The organism is Rhizobium sp. YTU87027, assembly GCF_050644135.1.
Lineage (GTDB): Bacteria > Pseudomonadota > Alphaproteobacteria > Rhizobiales > Rhizobiaceae > Rhizobium.
Map to the genome: position 1 here is coordinate 2,042,876 of NZ_CP098440.1, position 17,430 is coordinate 2,060,305.

Below are 17,430 nucleotides of genomic sequence, written 5' to 3' on the forward strand. Positions count from 1 at the left end.
GCCAAGTGCTGATCTTTCTTATGACCTAAGCATAGCAGCTTACAAACAGCCAAACCGTTTTCAATTTTAGATATTCCTCGAGGAGAGTTTTTGACCTTTTCCCACAACCGAACCAAGGAGCATCCCTATGATTTTGCTTTGTTATCAATATGTGATCGCGGTTGTACGACTTTGACACGAGTGCCCGCTTGACTCAATATCGACCTTCTGACAGTTTTTTCTAGCCAAACCGTTTTCAATTTTTCCGATGTTTGGTTCTTTTGGGAGGAAGATATGAAGTTTCGTTTCACAGCGGTCGCCGTCGCGGCCGCGCTGATGGGTGTCGCACAGCCCTCGCTCGCTGCAAATATCAGCATTTCCGCAAGCTCGACCGGCAAGAACCTCGACCTGTTCCGCAAGCAGCTCGATGCGTTCGAGAAGGCAACCGGCAACAAGGTCAGCATCGTGACCATGCCGTCCTCTTCGACGGAGCAGTTCTCGCAGTATCGCCTGTGGCTCGCCGCCGGCAACAAGGACGTCGACGTCTATCAGACCGACGTTATCTGGGCTCCGCAGCTCGCCGACCAGTTCGTTGACCTGAGGGATGCCGCGAAGGATGTCGTCGGCGATTTCTTCCCGTCGATCATCGCCTCGCAGACCGTGAATAGTCGCCTCGTCGCCATGCCGCTCTACACGGATGCGCCGGCGCTCTTCTATCGCAAAGACCTGCTCGACAAGTACGGCAAGCAACCGCCGAAGACCTGGGACGAGATGGCCGCGACCGCCAAGGAGATCCAGGAAAAGGAACGCGCCGCCGGCCAGAAGGATCTCTGGGGCTATGTCTTCCAGGGCAACGCCTACGAGGGCCTGACCTGCAACGCGCTCGAATGGGTGAAGTCGTCGGGTGGCGGCCAGATCATCGAGCCGGACGGCACGATCTCGGTCAACAACGAGAATGCCGCGGCAGCACTTGACCGCGCCAAGGGATGGATCGGAACGATCTCGCCCTCCGGCGTCCTCGCCTACCAGGAAGAAGAGTCCCGCGGCGTCTGGCAGACCGGCAATGCCGTCTTCATGCGCAACTGGCCCTATGCCTACTCCCTCGGCAATGGCGCGGACAGTGCCGTCAAGGGCAAGTTCGACGTAACGACGCTTCCGGTTGCCAAGGAGGGCGACTCGCCATCCTCGACGCTCGGCGGCTGGAACCTTGCGGTCTCCAAGTACTCGCAGAACCAGGACGCCGCGATTGCCCTCGTCAAGTTCCTGACGTCCAAGGAAAGCCAGAAGCAGCGCGCCATTGAGCTCTCCAACCTGCCGACGCTTGTGGCGCTCTATGATGACAAGGACATCGCCGCCGCGCAGCCGTTCATGCCGAACTGGAAGCCGATCTTCCAGAACGCCGTTCCGCGTCCGTCGGCATCCGCCAAGGTCAAGTACAACGAGGTCTCCTCGAAGTTCTGGACCGCCGTTCACAACTCGCTTTCGGGCAACGGCACGTCTGCGGAAAACCTCGAGCTTCTCGAAGCCGACCTGACATCGCTGAAGGGCGATAACTGGTGATCGACAGCATCGGCAGCGGCGGACGTTCCGCCGCTGCCTTTTTTCTGAAGACGCCACCGTCAATCGCCTCAAGAAGCGGGTACCTCATGACTGAAGCCGCAGTTTCCTCAAGCGTCGGATCGCGAGCGCGCGCCGTCAAGACCTCGTCGGACCTGCGCTCCGAGCGCATCCGTTCCGCCTGGATATTCCTGGCCCCCACCCTGTTCATTCTGGCCGTCGTTGCTGGATGGCCTCTTTTCAGAACGATCTATTTCAGCTTCACGAACGCATCCCTCACGAGCCTCGGCGACGCCCAGTTCGTCGGCTTCAAAAATTATCTCTCATGGATCACGCTTAAGAGCGGGCGCACGGTTTATAGCGGCCTGCTTGCGGACCCAAACTGGTGGCGCGCCGTCTGGAACACGATGAAGTTTGCGTTCCTGTCGGTGACCATCGAAACCATTCTCGGCCTCATCGTTGCCTTGGTGTTGAACGCCAATTTCCCCGGCCGTGGCATCGTTCGCGCCGCCATTCTCATTCCCTGGGCGATCCCGACCATCGTGTCCGCCAAGATGTGGGCCTGGATGCTCAACGACCAATTCGGCATCCTGAATGACATCCTGCTCGGCATGGGCCTGATCAGCCAGAAGATCGCCTGGACCGCCAATCCCGAGACGGCAATGATTGCCGTTCTGATTGTCGACGTCTGGAAGACGACGCCCTTCATGGCGCTCCTCATCCTTGCCGGCCTGCAGATGGTTCCCGCCGATATCTACGAAGCCGCCAAAATCGATGGCATCAATCCGATCAAGGTGTTCTGGCGGTTGACACTGCCATTGGTCCGCCCGGCCATCATGGTCGCCGTGATCTTCCGCATGCTCGACGCCCTGCGCATCTTCGACCTGATTTACGTGCTGACGCCGAACAATGCGCAGACCAAAACCATGTCGGTTATGGCACGCGAGAACCTCTTCGACTTCGACAAGTTCGCCTACGGGGCGACAGCCTCGACGGTGCTCTTCCTGATCATCGCGACAATCACCGTGCTCTATATGTGGCTCGGTCGCGTCAAACTCGGTGGGAGCGAACGCTGATGCTGCTGACCCTGACAAAGAACACACTCTTCTATCTGCTCGTCACGATCATCGTCATCATCGCCGTCTTCCCGTTCTACTATGCGATCCTGACGAGCTTCAAGGCCGGTACCGCCCTATTCGAGGTCAATTACTGGCCGACCTCGATCTCGCTCGCCAACTACACGACGGTCCTGACGACGGGCAGCTTCATCCGCAGCCTCGGCAACTCCCTGCTCGTCGCCATCCTCGTGGTCGCCGCCTCGCTGCTCCTCGCCGTTACCGCATCTTACGCACTTGCCCGCGTCAATTTCCGTGGTCGCGCGCTTCTGATGCTGACCATCCTGTCGGTCTCGATGTTTCCGCAGATCGCCGTGCTCGCCGGCCTGTTCGAGCTGATCCGCTGGATCGGCATCTTCAACACGCCCTTTGCGCTAATCTTCTCCTACATGATCTTTACCCTGCCCTTCACGGTCTGGGTTTTGACCACCTTCATGCGCGACCTGCCGATTGAAATCGAGGAGGCGGCGATCGTCGATGGTGCCTCGCCATGGGTCATCATCACCCAGGTTTTCATGCCGCTGATGTGGCCGGCTCTGGTCACGACAGGCCTGCTTGCCTTCATTACGGCCTGGAACGAATTCCTCTTCGCCCTAACATTCACCTCATCGGACGCTCAGCGAACGGTGCCGGTTGCCATCGCCCTGCTTTCGGGCGGCAGCCAGTTCGAAATCCCGTGGGGCAACATCATGGCAGCATCCGTCATCGTTACGGTCCCTGTCGTTGTCCTGGTCCTGATATTCCAGCGGCGCATCATTTCCGGCCTCACCGCCGGCGGCGTCAAAGGTTGAAGAAAACACGATATGGCACAGATTAGACTCGACAATATCCGCAAAAGCTTCGGTGCGCTTGACGTCATCAAGGGCGTCTCGCTCGATATCCGCAAGGGCGAGTTCATGGTCTTCGTCGGCCCGTCCGGCTGCGGCAAGTCCACGCTCTTGCGGCTGATCTCGGGGCTCGAGGACATCACCTCGGGCACGCTTGCCTTCGATGGCGAGGCGGTCAACCGCTACGCGCCGTCGAAGCGCGGCATCGCCATGGTCTTTCAATCCTATGCGCTCTATCCGCATATGACCGTGTTCGAGAACATGGCCTTCGGGATGAAGCTGTCAGGACGCACAAAGGAAGAGTCCAGGGCCCGCGTCGAGCAGGCGGCCGGCATGCTGCAGCTCTCGCCCTATCTCGAACGCCTGCCGCGCCAGCTGTCGGGAGGCCAGCGCCAGCGTGTCGCGATCGGTCGTGCCATCGTCCGCGATCCCAAGGTGTTCCTGTTCGACGAGCCGCTGTCGAACCTCGATGCGGCGCTACGCGTCGCAACGCGACTGGAGATCGCCAAGCTTCACCGCAGCATGCACGGCACGACCATGATCTACGTCACCCACGACCAGGTCGAGGCGATGACGCTCGCCGACCGCATCTGCGTTCTGCGGGATGGCGTCGTCGAGCAGGTCGGCACCCCGCTCGAACTCTACGAAACACCGAATTCCGTGTTCGTCGCCGGCTTCATCGGTTCGCCGAAAATGAACTTCCTGACCGGCGGGTTCTCGGCGCCCTACAACGCCCACACGATCGGCGTTCGCGCCGAACACATGGAGATCGTCCAGCAGGCACCAGCCTGGACGGGCACCGTCATCCATTCCGAAATCCTCGGCTCGGACAGCTTCGTCTACCTCGACATCGGCACCTCGGAACCGCTCGTCGTTCGCGAGACAGGCGTATCGAGCCATCAACCCGGCCAGAAACTCGGGGTCGCCCCGGTTCAAGGCTCAGTTCACCGTTTCGACCAATCCGGACGCGCGCTCGAAAGGGTTCCCCTCAAGGGCGCGGCCTGACACCACCCAAAACCACAGGATCTGGCCGCTTCCCATCGGTTCCGGTCCACCATTCGCATGAAGGAGCAATCACTTGGCTATTCGCACCATTGTCTGGGGTGAAAACATCCACGAAACCACCAATGCCATCGTTCGGGGCATCTATCCCGAAGGCATGCACACCACCATCGCCAACGCGCTGAATACCGATCCGGCGATCCAGGCGACGACGGCGACGCTACAGGAGCCCGAGCACGGCCTGACGGAAGCCCGCCTTGCCGAAACCGATGTTCTCACCTGGTGGGGCCACAAGGACCATGGCGCGGTCTCCGACGTCGTTGTCGAGCGCGTCGCCAAGCGCGTCTGGGAAGGCATGGGCCTGCTGGTCCTGCACTCCGGTCACTTCTCGAAGATCTTCAAGCGCTTGATGGGCACGCCCTGCGCGCTGAAGTGGCGCGAAGCCGGCGAGCGCGAGCGCCTGTGGACGATCAACCCGCGCCACCCGATCGCCGCTGGCCTCGACGAAAACTTCGTTCTCGAAAACGAGGAAATGTACGGCGAGCAGTTCTCCGTGCCGGAGCCGCTGGAAACCGTCTTCATCTCCTGGTTCCAGGGCGGCGAAGTCTTCCGCTCGGGCCTCACCTGGCGCCGTGGTGCCGGTAACATTTTCTACTTCCGCCCTGGCCACGAAACCTATCCGACCTATCATGATGCCAACGTCCAGAAGGTACTCATCAACGGCGTGAAATGGGCCTATAACCCGCAGGGCGATCTGAAGAGCATCACCGATGCCCCGAATGTTCCGGTCGAAAAGGCTCTCGAGCCGATCGTCGAACGCGGCCCGCGACTGCATCAGGCCGGCGAAGCCGGTTACCGCTGAGGAGCACACATATGCGACTACTCGTTCTTGGCACCGGCTCGATGGCCAGAAACCAGGTTGCCAACTTCCTCGCCATCGACGGCGTGGAAGTTGTCGGCGCCGTCGATACCGACCCGGCGCACCTTGCCGAATTTGCGGATCACTTCCACATCGAGAAGCGTTTCCAGACGCTCGAGGAAGCGATCGCATGGGGTGAATTCGACGCGGCCACCAACGTCACGCCCGATCGCATCCACCACGCGACCAGCCTGGCGCTGATCGCTGCCGGCAAGCACGTCTTCTGCGAAAAGCCGCTGGCGGAGCATTACGACCACGCACTGGAGATGACGGAAGCCGCAGAGGCTGCCGGCGTCATCAACATGGTCAACCTCACCTATCGCAACGTCGCGCCGCTGCAGCGGGCCCGCGAAATGGTGCTGGCAGGTGAGCTCGGCACCATCAGGCACGTCGAGGCCTCCTATCTGCAAAGCTGGCTGGTCTCGCGCGCTTGGGGCGACTGGCGCACGGAATCGCGCTGGCTGTGGCGCCTCTCGACCGGTCACGGCTCGAACGGCGTGCTCGGCGACGTCGGCATCCACATCCTCGATTTCGCGGCTTACGGCGCGGCAACCGATATCGACCACGTCTTTGCCCGCCTGAAGACCTTCAACAAAGCTCCGGGCGGCCAGATCGGCGAATATCTGCTGGATGCCAATGACAGCTTCACCATGTCGGTCGATTTCACCAACGGTGCGCTCGGCGTCATCCATGCGACCCGCTGGGCAACCGGCCATCTCAACGAGCTGAAGCTTCGCATCTATGGCGAAAAGGGCAGCCTCGAGGTCATCCATCGCCCGGATGGTTCCGAACTGCGCGGCTGCTTCGGCGACGACATCGAGACCGCCACATGGCGCGATATCGAGGTCCCCGCGGTGCTGACGAACTATCAGCGCTTTGCCGAAGCGGTCAGAACCGGAAAACAGGACGACCCGACTTTCCGCCACGCTGCAAACCTGCAAAAGGTCCTCGACCTTGCGATCGTGTCGGAGAAGGAGCGGCGGGAGCTCAATCTGCTGGAGGCCACCGAGCAGGATAGCCCGGCAGACAAGCGGATACCGCCGCTGACGGTCGTCGTCTGATACGAGAATTAGCAGAGAAGAATAAAGGCCTGCTGCAGCGGGCCTTTATCATTTCGAAGCTACCGGAGACGATCCGCGAGCAGAGCAATCGAAGCCGCATCGGCGTTGGCAAAGGCGAGCCTGAGATAGTGCTCCTGACCTTCCCCGAAATAGCTCCCCGGCAGGCAGACGACGCCGGCTTCCTTCGCCAGGCGCTCTGCGACAGCGGCCGAGCTGAGCTCCTCGAAGGGATGGCGGATAAATGCGAAATACGCACCGACCGCGCCGATCTCCCAGCCTGGCAGTCCCGACATCACCGTCCTTAATGCATCGGCGCGGCGCGCGATCTCCAGACGATTATCGGCTCGCCAGTCGGCAAGGATCGGCATCGCTTCAGCGACGGCAACCTGTGCTGCGCGCGGCGCGCAGATCTGCATATTGTCCATGACCTTGGTGATCTCGGCGACGACGTTGACGCCGGCCGTGATCGCACCGAGGCGATGGCCGGGAATGCAGAAGGATTTCGAGAAGCTGTAGAGCAGGATCAGAGTTTCTTCCCAGCCCGGGATGCCAAGCAGCGGATGCGGAGCGCCGTAGCCTTCGGGGAGGAAGTCGCGATAGGTCTCGTCGACGATCAGCCATGCTCCGTGTTTGCGGCAGAGCGTAAACAGCTCGAGCAGCAACTCAGGTGGATAGACGGCGCCCGTCGGATTGTTCGGCGTGACGACCGCCAGCACCTTGGCACCGGCAGCCAGGGCCCTTTGCGCCGACTGAACCTCGGGCAAGAAGCCATTCTCAGCATCGCACTCGACCAGAACGCGCTTGATGCCGAGCATCGATAGCGTCGTCTCTTGATTGAAGTAGAACGGATTGGTCAAGGCCACCGTATCGCCGGAGCCGGCGAGTGCAATGGCCGCCGACATGAAGGCCTGGTTGCAGCCCGCGGTGATATGAATGTTGGCGGCCGAAACCGACGCGCCATAGACATCAGACATATGCCGGGCATAGACGTCTCTCAGCACGCCCTCACCCTCGATCGGACCATAGCCCGTCGTCTTTGGCGAAGATGCCGCTTCGCCAAGCAACCGCAACATTTCGGGATGGGCCGGATAACCGGGCACCGCCTGCGAAAGATCGACCAGCGGCCCCTTGCCGCCCCTGTATTCGCGAGCCCAGGCGAGAACGGACGGAATGGGTGGCGGAGAAAGGCGGGAAACAAGCGGATTGGCAAAGGCAGACATGCAGATCTCTTATTGAACGAGGTGAACCATCACTCCTGCACGGAATGGGTCCACTCGGCAACATGCATTCAAGAATGTCACCCAGGGATCGTCAGGAACCGCAGCAGGCCTTGAGCTTTGACAGCTTCGGCACCTTGATATGTCTGTTGGCGACGATAAAGATCACGCCGTCGGTTTTCAGCTTCGACATCTGGCGGGACACTGTCTCGATCGTCAGCCCCAGGAAATCGGCAATGTCGGCCCGCGACAGCGGCAGGTCGAATTGGCGCTTTTCGCCGACAGCCTCGGGATCGAGATGGGTCGCGATCATAAACAGGAAGCTTGCGACCTTCTCCGCTGCCGTCTTGCGCCCGAGCGTCACCATCCAGTCCCGCGCTTCGTCCAGCTCGCGCAGCGTCTGTTCCATCAGACGCCCGGCAAGAGTAGGGTTGTTTTTGACCATCCGCTCCAGCGCAGCCTTCGGAATGCGACAAAGGTTGACGTCGGAAGCCGCCTCCACCGACACGTCATTCTCATCCGCATTCAGCCTGCCGAGAAGGTCGGGCGCAAACTGCAGGCCGACGATCTGCTGGCGTCCGTCCTCCAGCGTCTTCGTGAGTTTCACGACCCCGCGGATCACGGTGGCATAGGATTCGACCGGCATCCTCTCGCCGGCCAACTCATCACCGGATGGATGATTGACCAAGCGCGTATGCGCGGAAAGCGCCAGCAGCTCGTCGGCGCTGAGTGCACCGCACATGCCCTTGTGGCGGACCTCACAGCTTATGCAACGCACTGGTATGTTTGAATTATGTATATCTTTGCGCATCAAATCAGCTCCACGCAAAAACATAGACTACAGCCGCAGCGAGAGAACAGCGTTTTCTTGATCGCAATCAAGGTGTCGGCATTCGGGGCCGGCGGCGCCGACGATATTCTCATCACTGACCGCGACACCAAATTGCCGCAGCCCCGACTTGCCAATTGCCCATGGAGCTGGTCCAGCTATAGTGATTTCAGAAATTTCTGAAATCACAGACATAACGGAAACCGAAATGAACCTCCCGCCGCTTGTTCAATCCTTCGTTTTGCACTTCGGCGAGATGGGCTCGCGCTGGGGCATTAATCGCACGGTCGGCCAGATCTATGCGCTGCTCTACGTATCCCCTTCTCCGCTCTGCGCCGAGGAAATCGCCGATTCCCTCAGCATCTCGCGCTCGAATGTCTCGATGAGCCTGCGGGAACTGCAGACCTGGAACCTTGTCCTGCTGAAGCACAAACCGGATGACCGGCGCGACTTCTTCACCACACCCGACGACGTTTGGCAGATCCTGCGGACACTGGCGGAAGAGCGCAAGAAGCGCGAGGTCGACCCGACACTATCGGTCCTTCGCGAAATCCTGATGCAGCGGCCCGCTAGCGAAGCCGAACGTCATGCTCAGGAGCGCATGAGCGAGATGCACGCACTAATCGAACAGCTAACGCATTGGTATGAAGACGTAAAACAACTTGAAACCGAGCGGCTTGCAACGCTACTCTCTTTAGGTGCGAAAGTGACAAAGCTGCTGGAGGCCAAGGATCGAGTCGTTTCGCTCGGACGCAGCCGCCGGCCCAATCCTGCGAACAAGAGTTAGCGCTATGGGGAGTGCTTACTTAGACGCAAATGGAAAGCAGGCTTTCGGCAAGCCGGCAAAACCTGTGCCCAGGCACGGCAAGCTGCGAAAGGCAGCTGCCGTCCAGACGCTGGCATCCCTCCTCTGGATCCCGCAGGCGGCAATTCTTGCCGCCGCAGTTGGCCGCATCGCGAGCGGCGGGGGCTTCAACGACGTCTTGCGGCTCGCGGTCTATATCGCACTGCTTGGGATCGCGAAAAGCTGTCTCGAGGCGGCTGGCGGCCGCATGGCATTTCGCGCAGCACGCACCGAACTGACAGCGCGGCGCGAACTTGCCACAGCAGCCCTCGCCAGGCGCTCGCCGATCGACAGCACGAGACCCAGCTCCGGCGAAGCCGCAAGCATCATCGGTGAACAGGCCGAGATGATCGTTCCATATCTCTCGCGCTTTCAGCAGGCGCGCTTTAAGGCGAGCGCCGTGCCGCTCGCCATCCTGGCCTGTGTTTTCCCGATTTCGTGGATTGCCGCCTTCATTTTCCTGTTCGCCATGCCGCTGATTCCGGTCTTCATGGCATTGATCGGCTGGCGTGCACAGGCAGCCAGCGAGAAGCAGCTTGCTGCGACCGGTGGCCTCAACGGCTTCCTGCTCGATCGCTTGCGTGGCATGGCCACGATCCGTTCGCTCGATGCCGTCGATGCCACCGCGACGAGGTTGAGGGCCGACGCCGATTCGCTGAAGGCTCGCACCATGGCTGTCCTGAAGATTGCCTTCCTGTCGTCGGCTGTTCTGGAGCTTTTCGCGGCGCTCGGCGTCGCGCTGGTCGCCGTTTACATCGGCTTCTCCTTGCTCGGAGAAATTCGCTTCGGCGCCTGGGCCGGCGGCCTCGACCTGACGAGCGGTCTCTTCGTGCTGCTGCTTGCTCCCGCCTTCTTCGAGCCGCTGCGTGAACTCTCCGCTGTCTGGCATGACCGGGCCGCCGGCGAAGCTGCGATAAAGGCGATCGATGCGCTGAGTGCGAAGGGTCTTCAACTGCCCATCGAGAGCGATGCATCCGCAAGCGAAACAGCGGCGGGCGCCATCCGACTGGAGAATGTCGGCTTCCGCTATGGCAAGGACAGTAACGCCGCCATTGATGGTTTCGATCTGAGTATCCGTCCCGGCGAGCACGTTGCACTGCTCGGCGCCAGCGGTTCGGGCAAATCGACGCTGCTCGCACTGATTGCCGGCCATGCAGCCTGCGAGACGGGCAGCGTCACGATCGACGGACGGCCGGCCAATCCTGCCCTTCACGGCAGGATCGCGTGGATCGGCCAGAAGCCGCACATATTTGCGGGCACGATCGCAGGCAACGTTTCGCTTGGCCGGCGGAACGTTTCCACGCAGTCCGTCGCAGAAGCGCTCAAACTCGCAAAGCTCGGCCGCTTCGCCCGCCTTCACGCTCGTCGTCCGCTTGGCGATGGTGGCGTGGGAGTGTCGGGCGGCGAAGCGCTGCGCCTCGCCATCGCCCGCGCCGCCTGCAATCCAGAAGCCTGTATCGTGCTCGCGGACGAACCGACCGCACACCTCGACGCCGAAACCGCAAACGAGATCACCGAGAGCCTGCTTGCTCTTGCCAAGGGTCGGACGCTGATCGTCGCAACCCATGATCCGCGGCTTGCTGCCCCCATGAACCGGACTGTCGTCCTCGATCCCGAGATTGCACGGGGGGCCGCGGAATGAGTGCATCGCTCTCCAACCTCAAGCCAATCGTCAAGCTTTTCCTTACCGAACGCCGCCGTGGCCTGCTGCTCGGGGCCGCGCTTTCGGCGACCACGGTATCGGCCGGTATTGCCCTGCTCGGCCTCTCCGGCTGGTTCATCACCGCAGCCGGCATCGCTGGACTTTCCGCGGCAACGATTGCGACCTTCGACGTCTTCATGCCGTCGGCCGGCATTCGCCTGCTTGCGCTCGGCCGGACCGCTTCGCGCTACGGCGAGCGACTAGCCACCCATGACGCGACGCTGAGCGTACTCGCGGCTCTGCGTGAACGCCTGTTCCGTGGGTGGTCAGCACCCGGCGCCGCGCGCGAGCTTGCACGCCGGCCGGCCCGCCTCCTCTTCCGCCTGACAGGCGACATCGACGCGCTCGATTCCCTTTATCTGCGCGTGCTGGTTCCGGCAGCCGTTGCGATCGTCGCAGCACTTGCCGCGAGCGTCACTCTCGGCCTCATGAACCCGTATTTCGGACTGGCTGTCGGCGGCGTCTTGCTTGTCGCGGGTCTTGGCATTCCCCTGTTCGCCGGAAGTCGAGCAGTAAAGCACGCCCGTCAACGCACCTATGGCATCGAAGCCATTCGTGCCCGCACCATCGACCTCGTCGCGGGACAGACCGACTTGCTGATGGCTGGACGCCTCGATGCCCAAAGGGCGGCAATTGCCGATGCCGACCGCTACGCCGCAAGTGCCGATGATCGCCTGAACAGCATCGAAGCCGGCGTCGCATTCGGTTTCGGCCTCACAACGACCGCTTTGCTCGCGGGTTCACTGCTGGCAGTTGCAGCGCTGGCCGGCGGGGGCGAAATCAGCCCGCCGGTCGCGACACTGGGTATCCTGATCACATTCACCGCAGTCGAACCCTTCGGTGCGCTGCGCCGCGGCGCCATGGAGCTAGGTCGTACCCTTCTTTCCGCACGCCGAATCGCGCCTCGCCTGTCGGCAAATGAAGAGGTGCGCAGCAACACGACGCCCCATCCTGGATTTGCGTTTCGGTTGGAAGGAGTTACCGCCGGATACGACGCGGAGACACCCGTGCTTCACAACGTCGACCTCGACCTGAAAACGGGCGCAAGACTAGCGCTGGTTGGCGCCAGCGGCGCAGGCAAATCGACACTCCTTTCGCTCCTCGCGGCCGAAATGCACACCCGCCAGGGACGTGTCGAGTGCCTCGAAGCCACCCTGCTCACCCAGCGCACGCAGCTCTTTCAAGATAGCCTTCGCGGCAATCTCCAGCTCGCAAACCCCGATGCAAAGGATGCGGCACTGCGCGAGGCAGTTGCCGCCGCCGGCCTCCTGCAGGATGTCGCCGCACTGCTGCGCGGCCTCGACACGCCTCTCGGCGAAGGTGGCATGGGGCTCTCAGGCGGGCAATCGCGCCGCCTCGCCCTTGCTCGCCTCTTCCTCCGCGACACGCCGCTCTGGCTACTGGACGAACCGACGGAAGGTCTCGATGGCACGACGGCGCGCGACGTCATGAACCGTCTGTCGGACAAAGCTTACGGACGCTCGCTCGTCATCGCCACGCATATCCGTCGCGAGGCGGCAATAGCGGATGTCATCGCCGTCATGGAGGATGGGCGCATCGTACAGGTTTCACGCCGTGGAGAGGCGGCGTTCGAAAAGGCTCTGGACCGGCTGAGACCGGACTGAGCCATACCGCATGACCGTCTGGCAATCCGGCTTGGCGGAAACTCTTCATACCCCGTGGGGTCGTGGGAGAAAGACAATGGAACTGGACATAGTCGCGCTATCGCGCTTTCAATTTGCGCTTACCGCGCTTTACCACTTTTTATTCGTGCCTTTGACGCTCGGGCTCTCAGTGCTGCTTGCCATCATGGAAACCGTCTACGTCATGACGGGCCGCCAGATCTGGCGGCAGATGACGAAGTTCTGGGGCATACTCTTCGGCATCAACTTTGCGATCGGTGTTGCCACCGGCATCGTCATGGAATTCCAGTTCGGCATGAACTGGAGCTATTACAGCTACTACGTCGGCGATATCTTCGGCGCCCCGCTCGCAATTGAAGGGCTGATGGCCTTTTTCCTCGAGGCAACCTTTGTCGGCCTGTTCTTCTTCGGATGGGACAAGCTTTCGAAAGTCGGTCACCTGGTGGCGACATGGTGTGTGGCGCTTGGCTCCAACTTCTCGGCGCTCTGGATCCTGGTCGCCAACGGCTGGATGCAGAACCCTGTCGGTTCGGCGCTCAATCCGCAGACCATGCGCATGGAAATCACCAGCTTCTTCGACGTGGTCTTCAACCCCGTCGCCCAGGCAAAGTTCGTCCACACCGTCTCGGCGGGTTACGTCTGCGCCTCGATCTTCGTGCTCGGCGTTTCGGCCTGGTACATGCTGAAGGGGCGCCACCTTGAAATCGCCAAGCGCTCGATGACGGTGGCTGCTTCCTTCGGCCTTGCCTCGGCGCTGTCAGTCGTCGTCCTCGGTGACGAGAGTGGCTACCTCACCACTGAAAACCAGAAGATGAAGCTTGCGGCAATCGAGGCCATGTGGAAGACGGAACCGGCACCCGCCGCCTTCACCGCCTTTGGCTTCCCCGATCAACAGGCCCGCGAAACACATTTTGCCATCCACATCCCATGGGTCATGGGTCTGATCGGCACGCGCTCGCTGACAACGGAAACTCCTGGCATAGACAAGCTTGAGCAGCAGGCAGAAACCCGCATCCGTGACGGCATCAAGGCCTACGATGCATTAATGCAGATCCGCGCCGCCCCAACGCTTGATGGGGTTGCACCAGCGGTCCGCGCTTCCTTCGAAGATCTCGGCCACCAACTCGGCTATGCCCTTCTTCTGAAGCGCTATATCGATGATCCACGCCAGGCAACCGACGCACAGATCACCCAGGCTGCACGCGATACCATCCCGCATGTGCCGACACTCTTCTGGGCGTTCCGCATCATGGTCGGGCTCGGCATGTTCTTCATCGTCCTGACGGCAACCTTCTTCTGGCTGTCGGCGCGGCGCCACTTGGACAAGTACCCGCTCCTGCTGAAGATAGCCGTCTTCGCCATCCCGCTTCCCTGGATCGCCATCGAATCGGGCTGGATCGTTGCCGAGATCGGCCGCCAGCCATGGGTTATCGAAGGTGTGCTGCCGACGGCAATGGCCGTGTCGAGCCTTGGGGCAAGCACGGTTCTGCTGACAATCTGCGGCTTTGCCGCGCTCTACACCACGCTGATTATCGTCGAGATGACGCTGATGATCAGGGCAATCCAAAAGGGACCGGAGCCGGACAATGAGCCGGAAGCCGAACTGATCTCCGAAACCCTCGTTCCAGCCACGGAGTGACACATCATGATCCTGCACCAACTCATAGACTATGAAATCCTGCGCTTGATCTGGTGGCTGCTTCTCGGCGTGCTCCTGATCGGTTTTGCCGCCACGGACGGGTTCGACCTTGGCGTCGGCACGCTGCTCCCCTTCGTTGCCAAGACGGATATGGAACGCCGCGTCGCCATCAACACGATCGGCCCTGTCTGGGAAGGAAACCAGGTATGGCTGATCGTCGGCGGCGCCGCTACGTTCGCCGCTTGGCCCCCACTCTACGCTGTGTCGTTCTCGGGCTTCTATCTTGCGATGTTCGCGATCCTGCTGGCGCTCATCCTGCGGCCTGTCGGCTTCAAGTACCGCTCGAAGCGCGAGAGTGCGCGCTGGCGCAACAACTGGGATTGGGCGTTGTTTATCGGGGGTTTTGTGCCATCGCTGATCTTTGGCGTCGCCGTCGGCAACGTACTGCAGGGCGTACCGTTCCGCTTCGACCCGGCTGACATGCGTATCTTTTACGAAGGGTCGTTCTTCGGATTGTTGAACCCCTATGCGCTGCTTTGCGGCCTGCTCTCGGTCGCCATGCTCATCATGCACGGCGCTTCCTGGCTGGTCTTGAAAGCCAGCGGCCCGGTCGCTGAGCGAGCAAGAAGCTACGGCAGCTTGGCCGCGGTCGCCGTTATCGTGCTTTTCGCGCTCGGCGGTATTTTCCTTGCGCTCGGAGTGAACGGCTACAACATCACCAGCGAGATCAACCCGGCCGGCCCATCGAACCCGCTTCTGAAGACCGCCACACACGACGGCTCCTGGCTGGCGAACTACCGAGCCCATCCGTGGATGATGATTGCGCCGGCTCTTGGCTTCCTTGGAGCAGCGGCAGCGTTGCTCGCGATGCGGGCAAAGTGGGAGGGTGCGACCTTGCTCTTCAGCAAGCTCTCGATCTTTGGCATCATCTCGACCGTCGGTCTCTCGATGTTCCCATTCATCCTCCCATCCTCGCTCGATCCGAATTCGAGCCTGACGGTATGGGATGCGTCCTCGAGCCACACGACGTTGTTCGTTATGCTCGTCGTGTCGCTGATCTTCCTGCCGATCATCCTCGCCTACACCGCCTGGGTCTACAAGGTCCTTTGGGGCAAGGTCGACGAAGCGACGGTCAACGACAAAAGCGGCCACGCTTACTGAAGGAGAAAGACGATGTGGTACTTCGCATGGATCCTCGGTCTGCCGCTAGCGGCCGCTTTCGCTGTCCTCAATGCCATGTGGTATGAGCTTATGGACGACGAGGCAAAAAAGAAGAAGCAATAGCGACCTCGCATGTCTGCAAAAACAATTGAGGGCGCGCGCTCCAAAGCCGCGCCCCTGCTCTACATGCATGGGCCATATCAGGATCTCGGCTATAGACAGGAAAAGTACCACCGAGCCCGTAGCAGCTCAGTAGCTTGCCTCGATGAAAATCCGAGCCAGAGCTTCGACGCCCGCCTGATCCTCCGCGTCGAAGCGCGATGCGGTCGGGCTGTCGAGATCGATCACCCCCAGGATCTTGCCATTGTGATGAAGCGGCACGACGAGCTCCGAGCGTGAGGCGGCATCGCAGGCGATATGCCCAGGAAAGGCATGCACATCCTCGACGAGGATGGAAGTCCCCTTCTCCACCGCGGTTCCACACACTCCGCGGCCAACGGCGATTCGAACGCACGCGGCCTTGCCCTGAAATGGTCCGAGGACCAGTTCCTTTTCCGATTTCAGAAAGTAGAAGCCCGCCCAATTTAGATCCGGCATCATCTCGAACATGAGAGCCGACGTATTCGCAGCATTGGCGATCGTGTCGGTCTCGCCATGCAGCAGACCCTTCAGCTGCTGGCAAAGCTCCCGGTAGAATTCGGCCTTGTTGGCGGAATTTATCGTCGCAGCCTGAAACATATCCGTTATCCTGTTTGCGTGGTGAGCGTCGATATAGGGACACGCATGCCGATTGCCAAACGCAATCGTGATCGGCAGGGGGCGCGACGATGTCACTAGATGGCGATACTTGTTACCAGCCATCTTGCCGGTCGATGATCCGACTCTATCTAGTGAGTGTCGCGACCTATTATGGATCGCGAACCAAGCCGGCCGGCAGCTGCGGTTTGCGCACGGCGATATCAGGCGACGGTCACATCAAGCGCCCGCCGCCCCCATTAGGGCAATCCGATGAGCGGTGCTGCTCTCCACTGGAGGCTGCCATGAGATCATGAAAGCCGCTCGGCCAGGCAGATAGATCCATTGATTTCAAGCAGAGGTAAGAACGATGACACCGGAAGACAGACGGGCGGTCTTTAGCCACCGCCAGATAGCGGCAATCATAGAAGGCATCATGCAGGAAGACGGCACCGAGGAGCCGATCATGGGAAAGTCGCTTGGCGAGGCGATCCTCTTCGTATCCGAAGAAGCGGCGACCAGCGCGTCCAGCGCCCATGTCATTTACGGCGAGAATGGCTCGCTCAGCTATACGGATTGCCTGAGCGTTTATCGCGACTACGGCGTGGCTCTTCGCCAGACCCCGAATTGAGACAGCGTGCTGGGCGCCTCACGCCCAGCACTCCTCCCGACAAGCAGAAGGACGCAGTCGACATGGCGAAGCGAAGTGCAGGCCTGCTGATCTACCGCCTCCATGACGGTGACTACGAGGTTCTGTTGGTTCACCCCGGAGGCCCCTACTGGGCAAAGAAGGACGTAGGAGCTTGGTCGATCCCCAAGGGTCTCGTCGAAGAGGACGAAGATGAACTTGATGCAGCAAGACGCGAAGCCCGCGAAGAGCTCGGAATAGACGTCGAAGGCAGCTTTCATCATCTCGGCGACTATAAGCAACCCGGTGGCAAGATCGTCGCGGCCTGGGCTGTCGAAGCCGACATCGATCTTGAGGCAGTCGCCAGCAATCACTTCCGGATGGAGTGGCCGCCGCGCTCTGGCGTGATGGCAGAATTTCCCGAAGTCGACAAAGCCGAATGGTTCACACTGTCCGATGCCGAGCAAAAGATCCTGAAAGGACAGCAACCGCTGCTCGTGGATTTCCTTCGACGGCGGTCACAGAGCCCGGTGGAAGCATATGTGAGCTAAGAACCGATGACAGCCGCGCTC

General features: G+C 60.7%; 18 protein-coding genes. 14 read left to right on the forward strand and 4 right to left on the reverse strand.

The features are described from left to right. Positions 1 to 125 precede the first annotated feature (125 nt). Positions 126 to 356 (reverse strand): hypothetical protein, encoded by a 231-nt coding sequence (locus NBG89_RS10235; protein ID WP_431319873.1) that lies wholly within the window; start codon positions 354 to 356, stop codon positions 126 to 128. Here NBG89_RS10235 and NBG89_RS10240 point away from each other — a divergent pair. The 6 genes from NBG89_RS10240 (at position 274) to NBG89_RS10265 (ending at position 6,460) form a co-directional block, all read left to right on the forward strand. Beyond that, on the forward strand, positions 274 to 1,539 hold the full coding sequence (locus tag NBG89_RS10240; protein WP_431319874.1) for an ABC transporter substrate-binding protein: 1,266 nt from the start codon (positions 274 to 276) through the stop codon (positions 1,537 to 1,539). The two genes, NBG89_RS10235 and NBG89_RS10240, sit on opposite strands and share 83 nt — an antisense overlap. 86 nt (positions 1,540 to 1,625) lie before the next feature. Then, positions 1,626 to 2,612, forward strand: a complete 987-nt coding sequence (locus NBG89_RS10245) for a carbohydrate ABC transporter permease (RefSeq protein WP_431319875.1) — start codon at positions 1,626 to 1,628, stop codon at positions 2,610 to 2,612. Then, the gene (locus NBG89_RS10250) at positions 2,612 to 3,442 is read left to right on the forward strand and encodes a carbohydrate ABC transporter permease (RefSeq protein ID WP_431319876.1); all 831 of its coding nucleotides are present in this window, start codon (positions 2,612 to 2,614) and stop codon (positions 3,440 to 3,442) included. Before NBG89_RS10245 ends, NBG89_RS10250 begins: the two co-directional genes overlap by 1 nt. Before the next feature lie 12 nt (positions 3,443 to 3,454). Further along, a complete protein-coding gene (locus NBG89_RS10255; RefSeq protein ID WP_431319877.1) occupies positions 3,455 to 4,483 on the forward strand; it encodes an ABC transporter ATP-binding protein in 1,029 nt (342 codons plus the stop codon). Between the two features lie 73 nt (positions 4,484 to 4,556). Next, positions 4,557 to 5,342 (forward strand): ThuA domain-containing protein, encoded by a 786-nt coding sequence (locus NBG89_RS10260; RefSeq protein ID WP_016554600.1) that lies wholly within the window; start codon positions 4,557 to 4,559, stop codon positions 5,340 to 5,342. Between the two features lie 11 nt (positions 5,343 to 5,353). After that, positions 5,354 to 6,460 (forward strand): Gfo/Idh/MocA family protein, encoded by a 1,107-nt coding sequence (locus NBG89_RS10265; protein WP_431319878.1) that lies wholly within the window; start codon positions 5,354 to 5,356, stop codon positions 6,458 to 6,460. Positions 6,461 to 6,519: 59 nt separating this feature from the next. On the opposite strand, the gene NBG89_RS10270 is transcribed toward NBG89_RS10265, so the two are convergent. After that, positions 6,520 to 7,680: an aminotransferase gene (locus NBG89_RS10270; RefSeq protein WP_431319879.1), complete on the reverse strand. Its 1,161-nt coding sequence runs from the start codon at positions 7,678 to 7,680 to the stop codon at positions 6,520 to 6,522. Positions 7,681 to 7,771: 91 nt separating this feature from the next. Beyond that, entirely contained in the window at positions 7,772 to 8,419 is a 648-nt protein-coding gene (locus NBG89_RS10275) for a Crp/Fnr family transcriptional regulator (RefSeq protein WP_431322660.1), read from the reverse strand. Between the two features lie 295 nt (positions 8,420 to 8,714). On the opposite strand from NBG89_RS10275, the gene NBG89_RS10280 reads away from it, so the two are divergent. The 6 genes from NBG89_RS10280 (at position 8,715) to cydX (ending at position 15,618) form a co-directional block, all read left to right on the forward strand. Next, positions 8,715 to 9,293: a GbsR/MarR family transcriptional regulator gene (locus NBG89_RS10280; protein WP_037132914.1), complete on the forward strand. Its 579-nt coding sequence runs from the start codon at positions 8,715 to 8,717 to the stop codon at positions 9,291 to 9,293. Positions 9,294 to 9,297: 4 nt separating this feature from the next. Further along, the gene (gene cydD / locus NBG89_RS10285; RefSeq protein WP_431319880.1) at positions 9,298 to 10,992 is read left to right on the forward strand and encodes a thiol reductant ABC exporter subunit CydD; all 1,695 of its coding nucleotides are present in this window, start codon (positions 9,298 to 9,300) and stop codon (positions 10,990 to 10,992) included. Continuing rightward, positions 10,989 to 12,677: a thiol reductant ABC exporter subunit CydC gene (gene cydC / locus NBG89_RS10290; RefSeq protein ID WP_431319881.1), complete on the forward strand. Its 1,689-nt coding sequence runs from the start codon at positions 10,989 to 10,991 to the stop codon at positions 12,675 to 12,677. Before cydD ends, cydC begins: the two co-directional genes overlap by 4 nt. Before the next feature lie 76 nt (positions 12,678 to 12,753). Next, positions 12,754 to 14,334, forward strand: coding sequence for a cytochrome ubiquinol oxidase subunit I (locus tag NBG89_RS10295; protein ID WP_431319882.1), 1,581 nt, complete (start codon positions 12,754 to 12,756; stop codon positions 14,332 to 14,334). Between the two features lie 6 nt (positions 14,335 to 14,340). Further along, complete coding sequence (gene cydB, locus NBG89_RS10300; protein WP_431319883.1) at positions 14,341 to 15,495, forward strand: cytochrome d ubiquinol oxidase subunit II; 1,155 nt, start codon at positions 14,341 to 14,343, stop codon at positions 15,493 to 15,495. A gap of 12 nt (positions 15,496 to 15,507) precedes the next feature. Next, positions 15,508 to 15,618, forward strand: coding sequence for a cytochrome bd-I oxidase subunit CydX (gene cydX, locus NBG89_RS10305; RefSeq protein WP_018857158.1), 111 nt, complete (start codon positions 15,508 to 15,510; stop codon positions 15,616 to 15,618). Positions 15,619 to 15,744: 126 nt separating this feature from the next. Here cydX and NBG89_RS10310 read toward each other — a convergent pair whose 3' ends face one another. Next, entirely contained in the window at positions 15,745 to 16,233 is a 489-nt protein-coding gene (locus NBG89_RS10310; RefSeq protein ID WP_431319884.1) for a GAF domain-containing protein, read from the reverse strand. A 367-nt stretch (positions 16,234 to 16,600) separates the two neighbouring features. On the opposite strand from NBG89_RS10310, the gene NBG89_RS10315 reads away from it, so the two are divergent. Next, positions 16,601 to 16,861: a hypothetical protein gene (locus NBG89_RS10315; protein WP_088695394.1), complete on the forward strand. Its 261-nt coding sequence runs from the start codon at positions 16,601 to 16,603 to the stop codon at positions 16,859 to 16,861. A 62-nt stretch (positions 16,862 to 16,923) separates the two neighbouring features. Beyond that, positions 16,924 to 17,409, forward strand: coding sequence for an NUDIX domain-containing protein (locus NBG89_RS10320; protein ID WP_431319885.1), 486 nt, complete (start codon positions 16,924 to 16,926; stop codon positions 17,407 to 17,409). The last annotated feature ends 21 nt before the right edge of the window (positions 17,410 to 17,430 follow it).

Coding starts and splice junctions, on each gene's coding strand:
- cydB (WP_431319883.1), top strand. CDS start 14,341: ATGATCCTGCACCAACTCATAGACTATGAAATCCTGCGCTTGATCTGG.
- cydX (WP_018857158.1), top strand. CDS start 15,508: ATGTGGTACTTCGCATGGATCCTCGGTCTGCCGCTAGCGGCCGCTTTC.
- NBG89_RS10310 (WP_431319884.1), bottom strand. CDS start 16,233: ATGTTTCAGGCTGCGACGATAAATTCCGCCAACAAGGCCGAATTCTAC.
- NBG89_RS10315 (WP_088695394.1), top strand. CDS start 16,601: ATGACACCGGAAGACAGACGGGCGGTCTTTAGCCACCGCCAGATAGCG.
- NBG89_RS10295 (WP_431319882.1), top strand. CDS start 12,754: ATGGAACTGGACATAGTCGCGCTATCGCGCTTTCAATTTGCGCTTACC.
- NBG89_RS10240 (WP_431319874.1), top strand. CDS start 274: ATGAAGTTTCGTTTCACAGCGGTCGCCGTCGCGGCCGCGCTGATGGGT.
- NBG89_RS10250 (WP_431319876.1), top strand. CDS start 2,612: ATGCTGCTGACCCTGACAAAGAACACACTCTTCTATCTGCTCGTCACG.
- NBG89_RS10320 (WP_431319885.1), top strand. CDS start 16,924: ATGGCGAAGCGAAGTGCAGGCCTGCTGATCTACCGCCTCCATGACGGT.
- NBG89_RS10245 (WP_431319875.1), top strand. CDS start 1,626: ATGACTGAAGCCGCAGTTTCCTCAAGCGTCGGATCGCGAGCGCGCGCC.
- NBG89_RS10235 (WP_431319873.1), bottom strand. CDS start 356: ATGCTGATATTTGCAGCGAGCGAGGGCTGTGCGACACCCATCAGCGCG.
- NBG89_RS10265 (WP_431319878.1), top strand. CDS start 5,354: ATGCGACTACTCGTTCTTGGCACCGGCTCGATGGCCAGAAACCAGGTT.
- cydC (WP_431319881.1), top strand. CDS start 10,989: ATGAGTGCATCGCTCTCCAACCTCAAGCCAATCGTCAAGCTTTTCCTT.
- NBG89_RS10270 (WP_431319879.1), bottom strand. CDS start 7,680: ATGTCTGCCTTTGCCAATCCGCTTGTTTCCCGCCTTTCTCCGCCACCC.
- NBG89_RS10275 (WP_431322660.1), bottom strand. CDS start 8,419: ATGTGCGGTGCACTCAGCGCCGACGAGCTGCTGGCGCTTTCCGCGCAT.
- NBG89_RS10280 (WP_037132914.1), top strand. CDS start 8,715: ATGAACCTCCCGCCGCTTGTTCAATCCTTCGTTTTGCACTTCGGCGAG.
- cydD (WP_431319880.1), top strand. CDS start 9,298: ATGGGGAGTGCTTACTTAGACGCAAATGGAAAGCAGGCTTTCGGCAAG.
- NBG89_RS10255 (WP_431319877.1), top strand. CDS start 3,455: ATGGCACAGATTAGACTCGACAATATCCGCAAAAGCTTCGGTGCGCTT.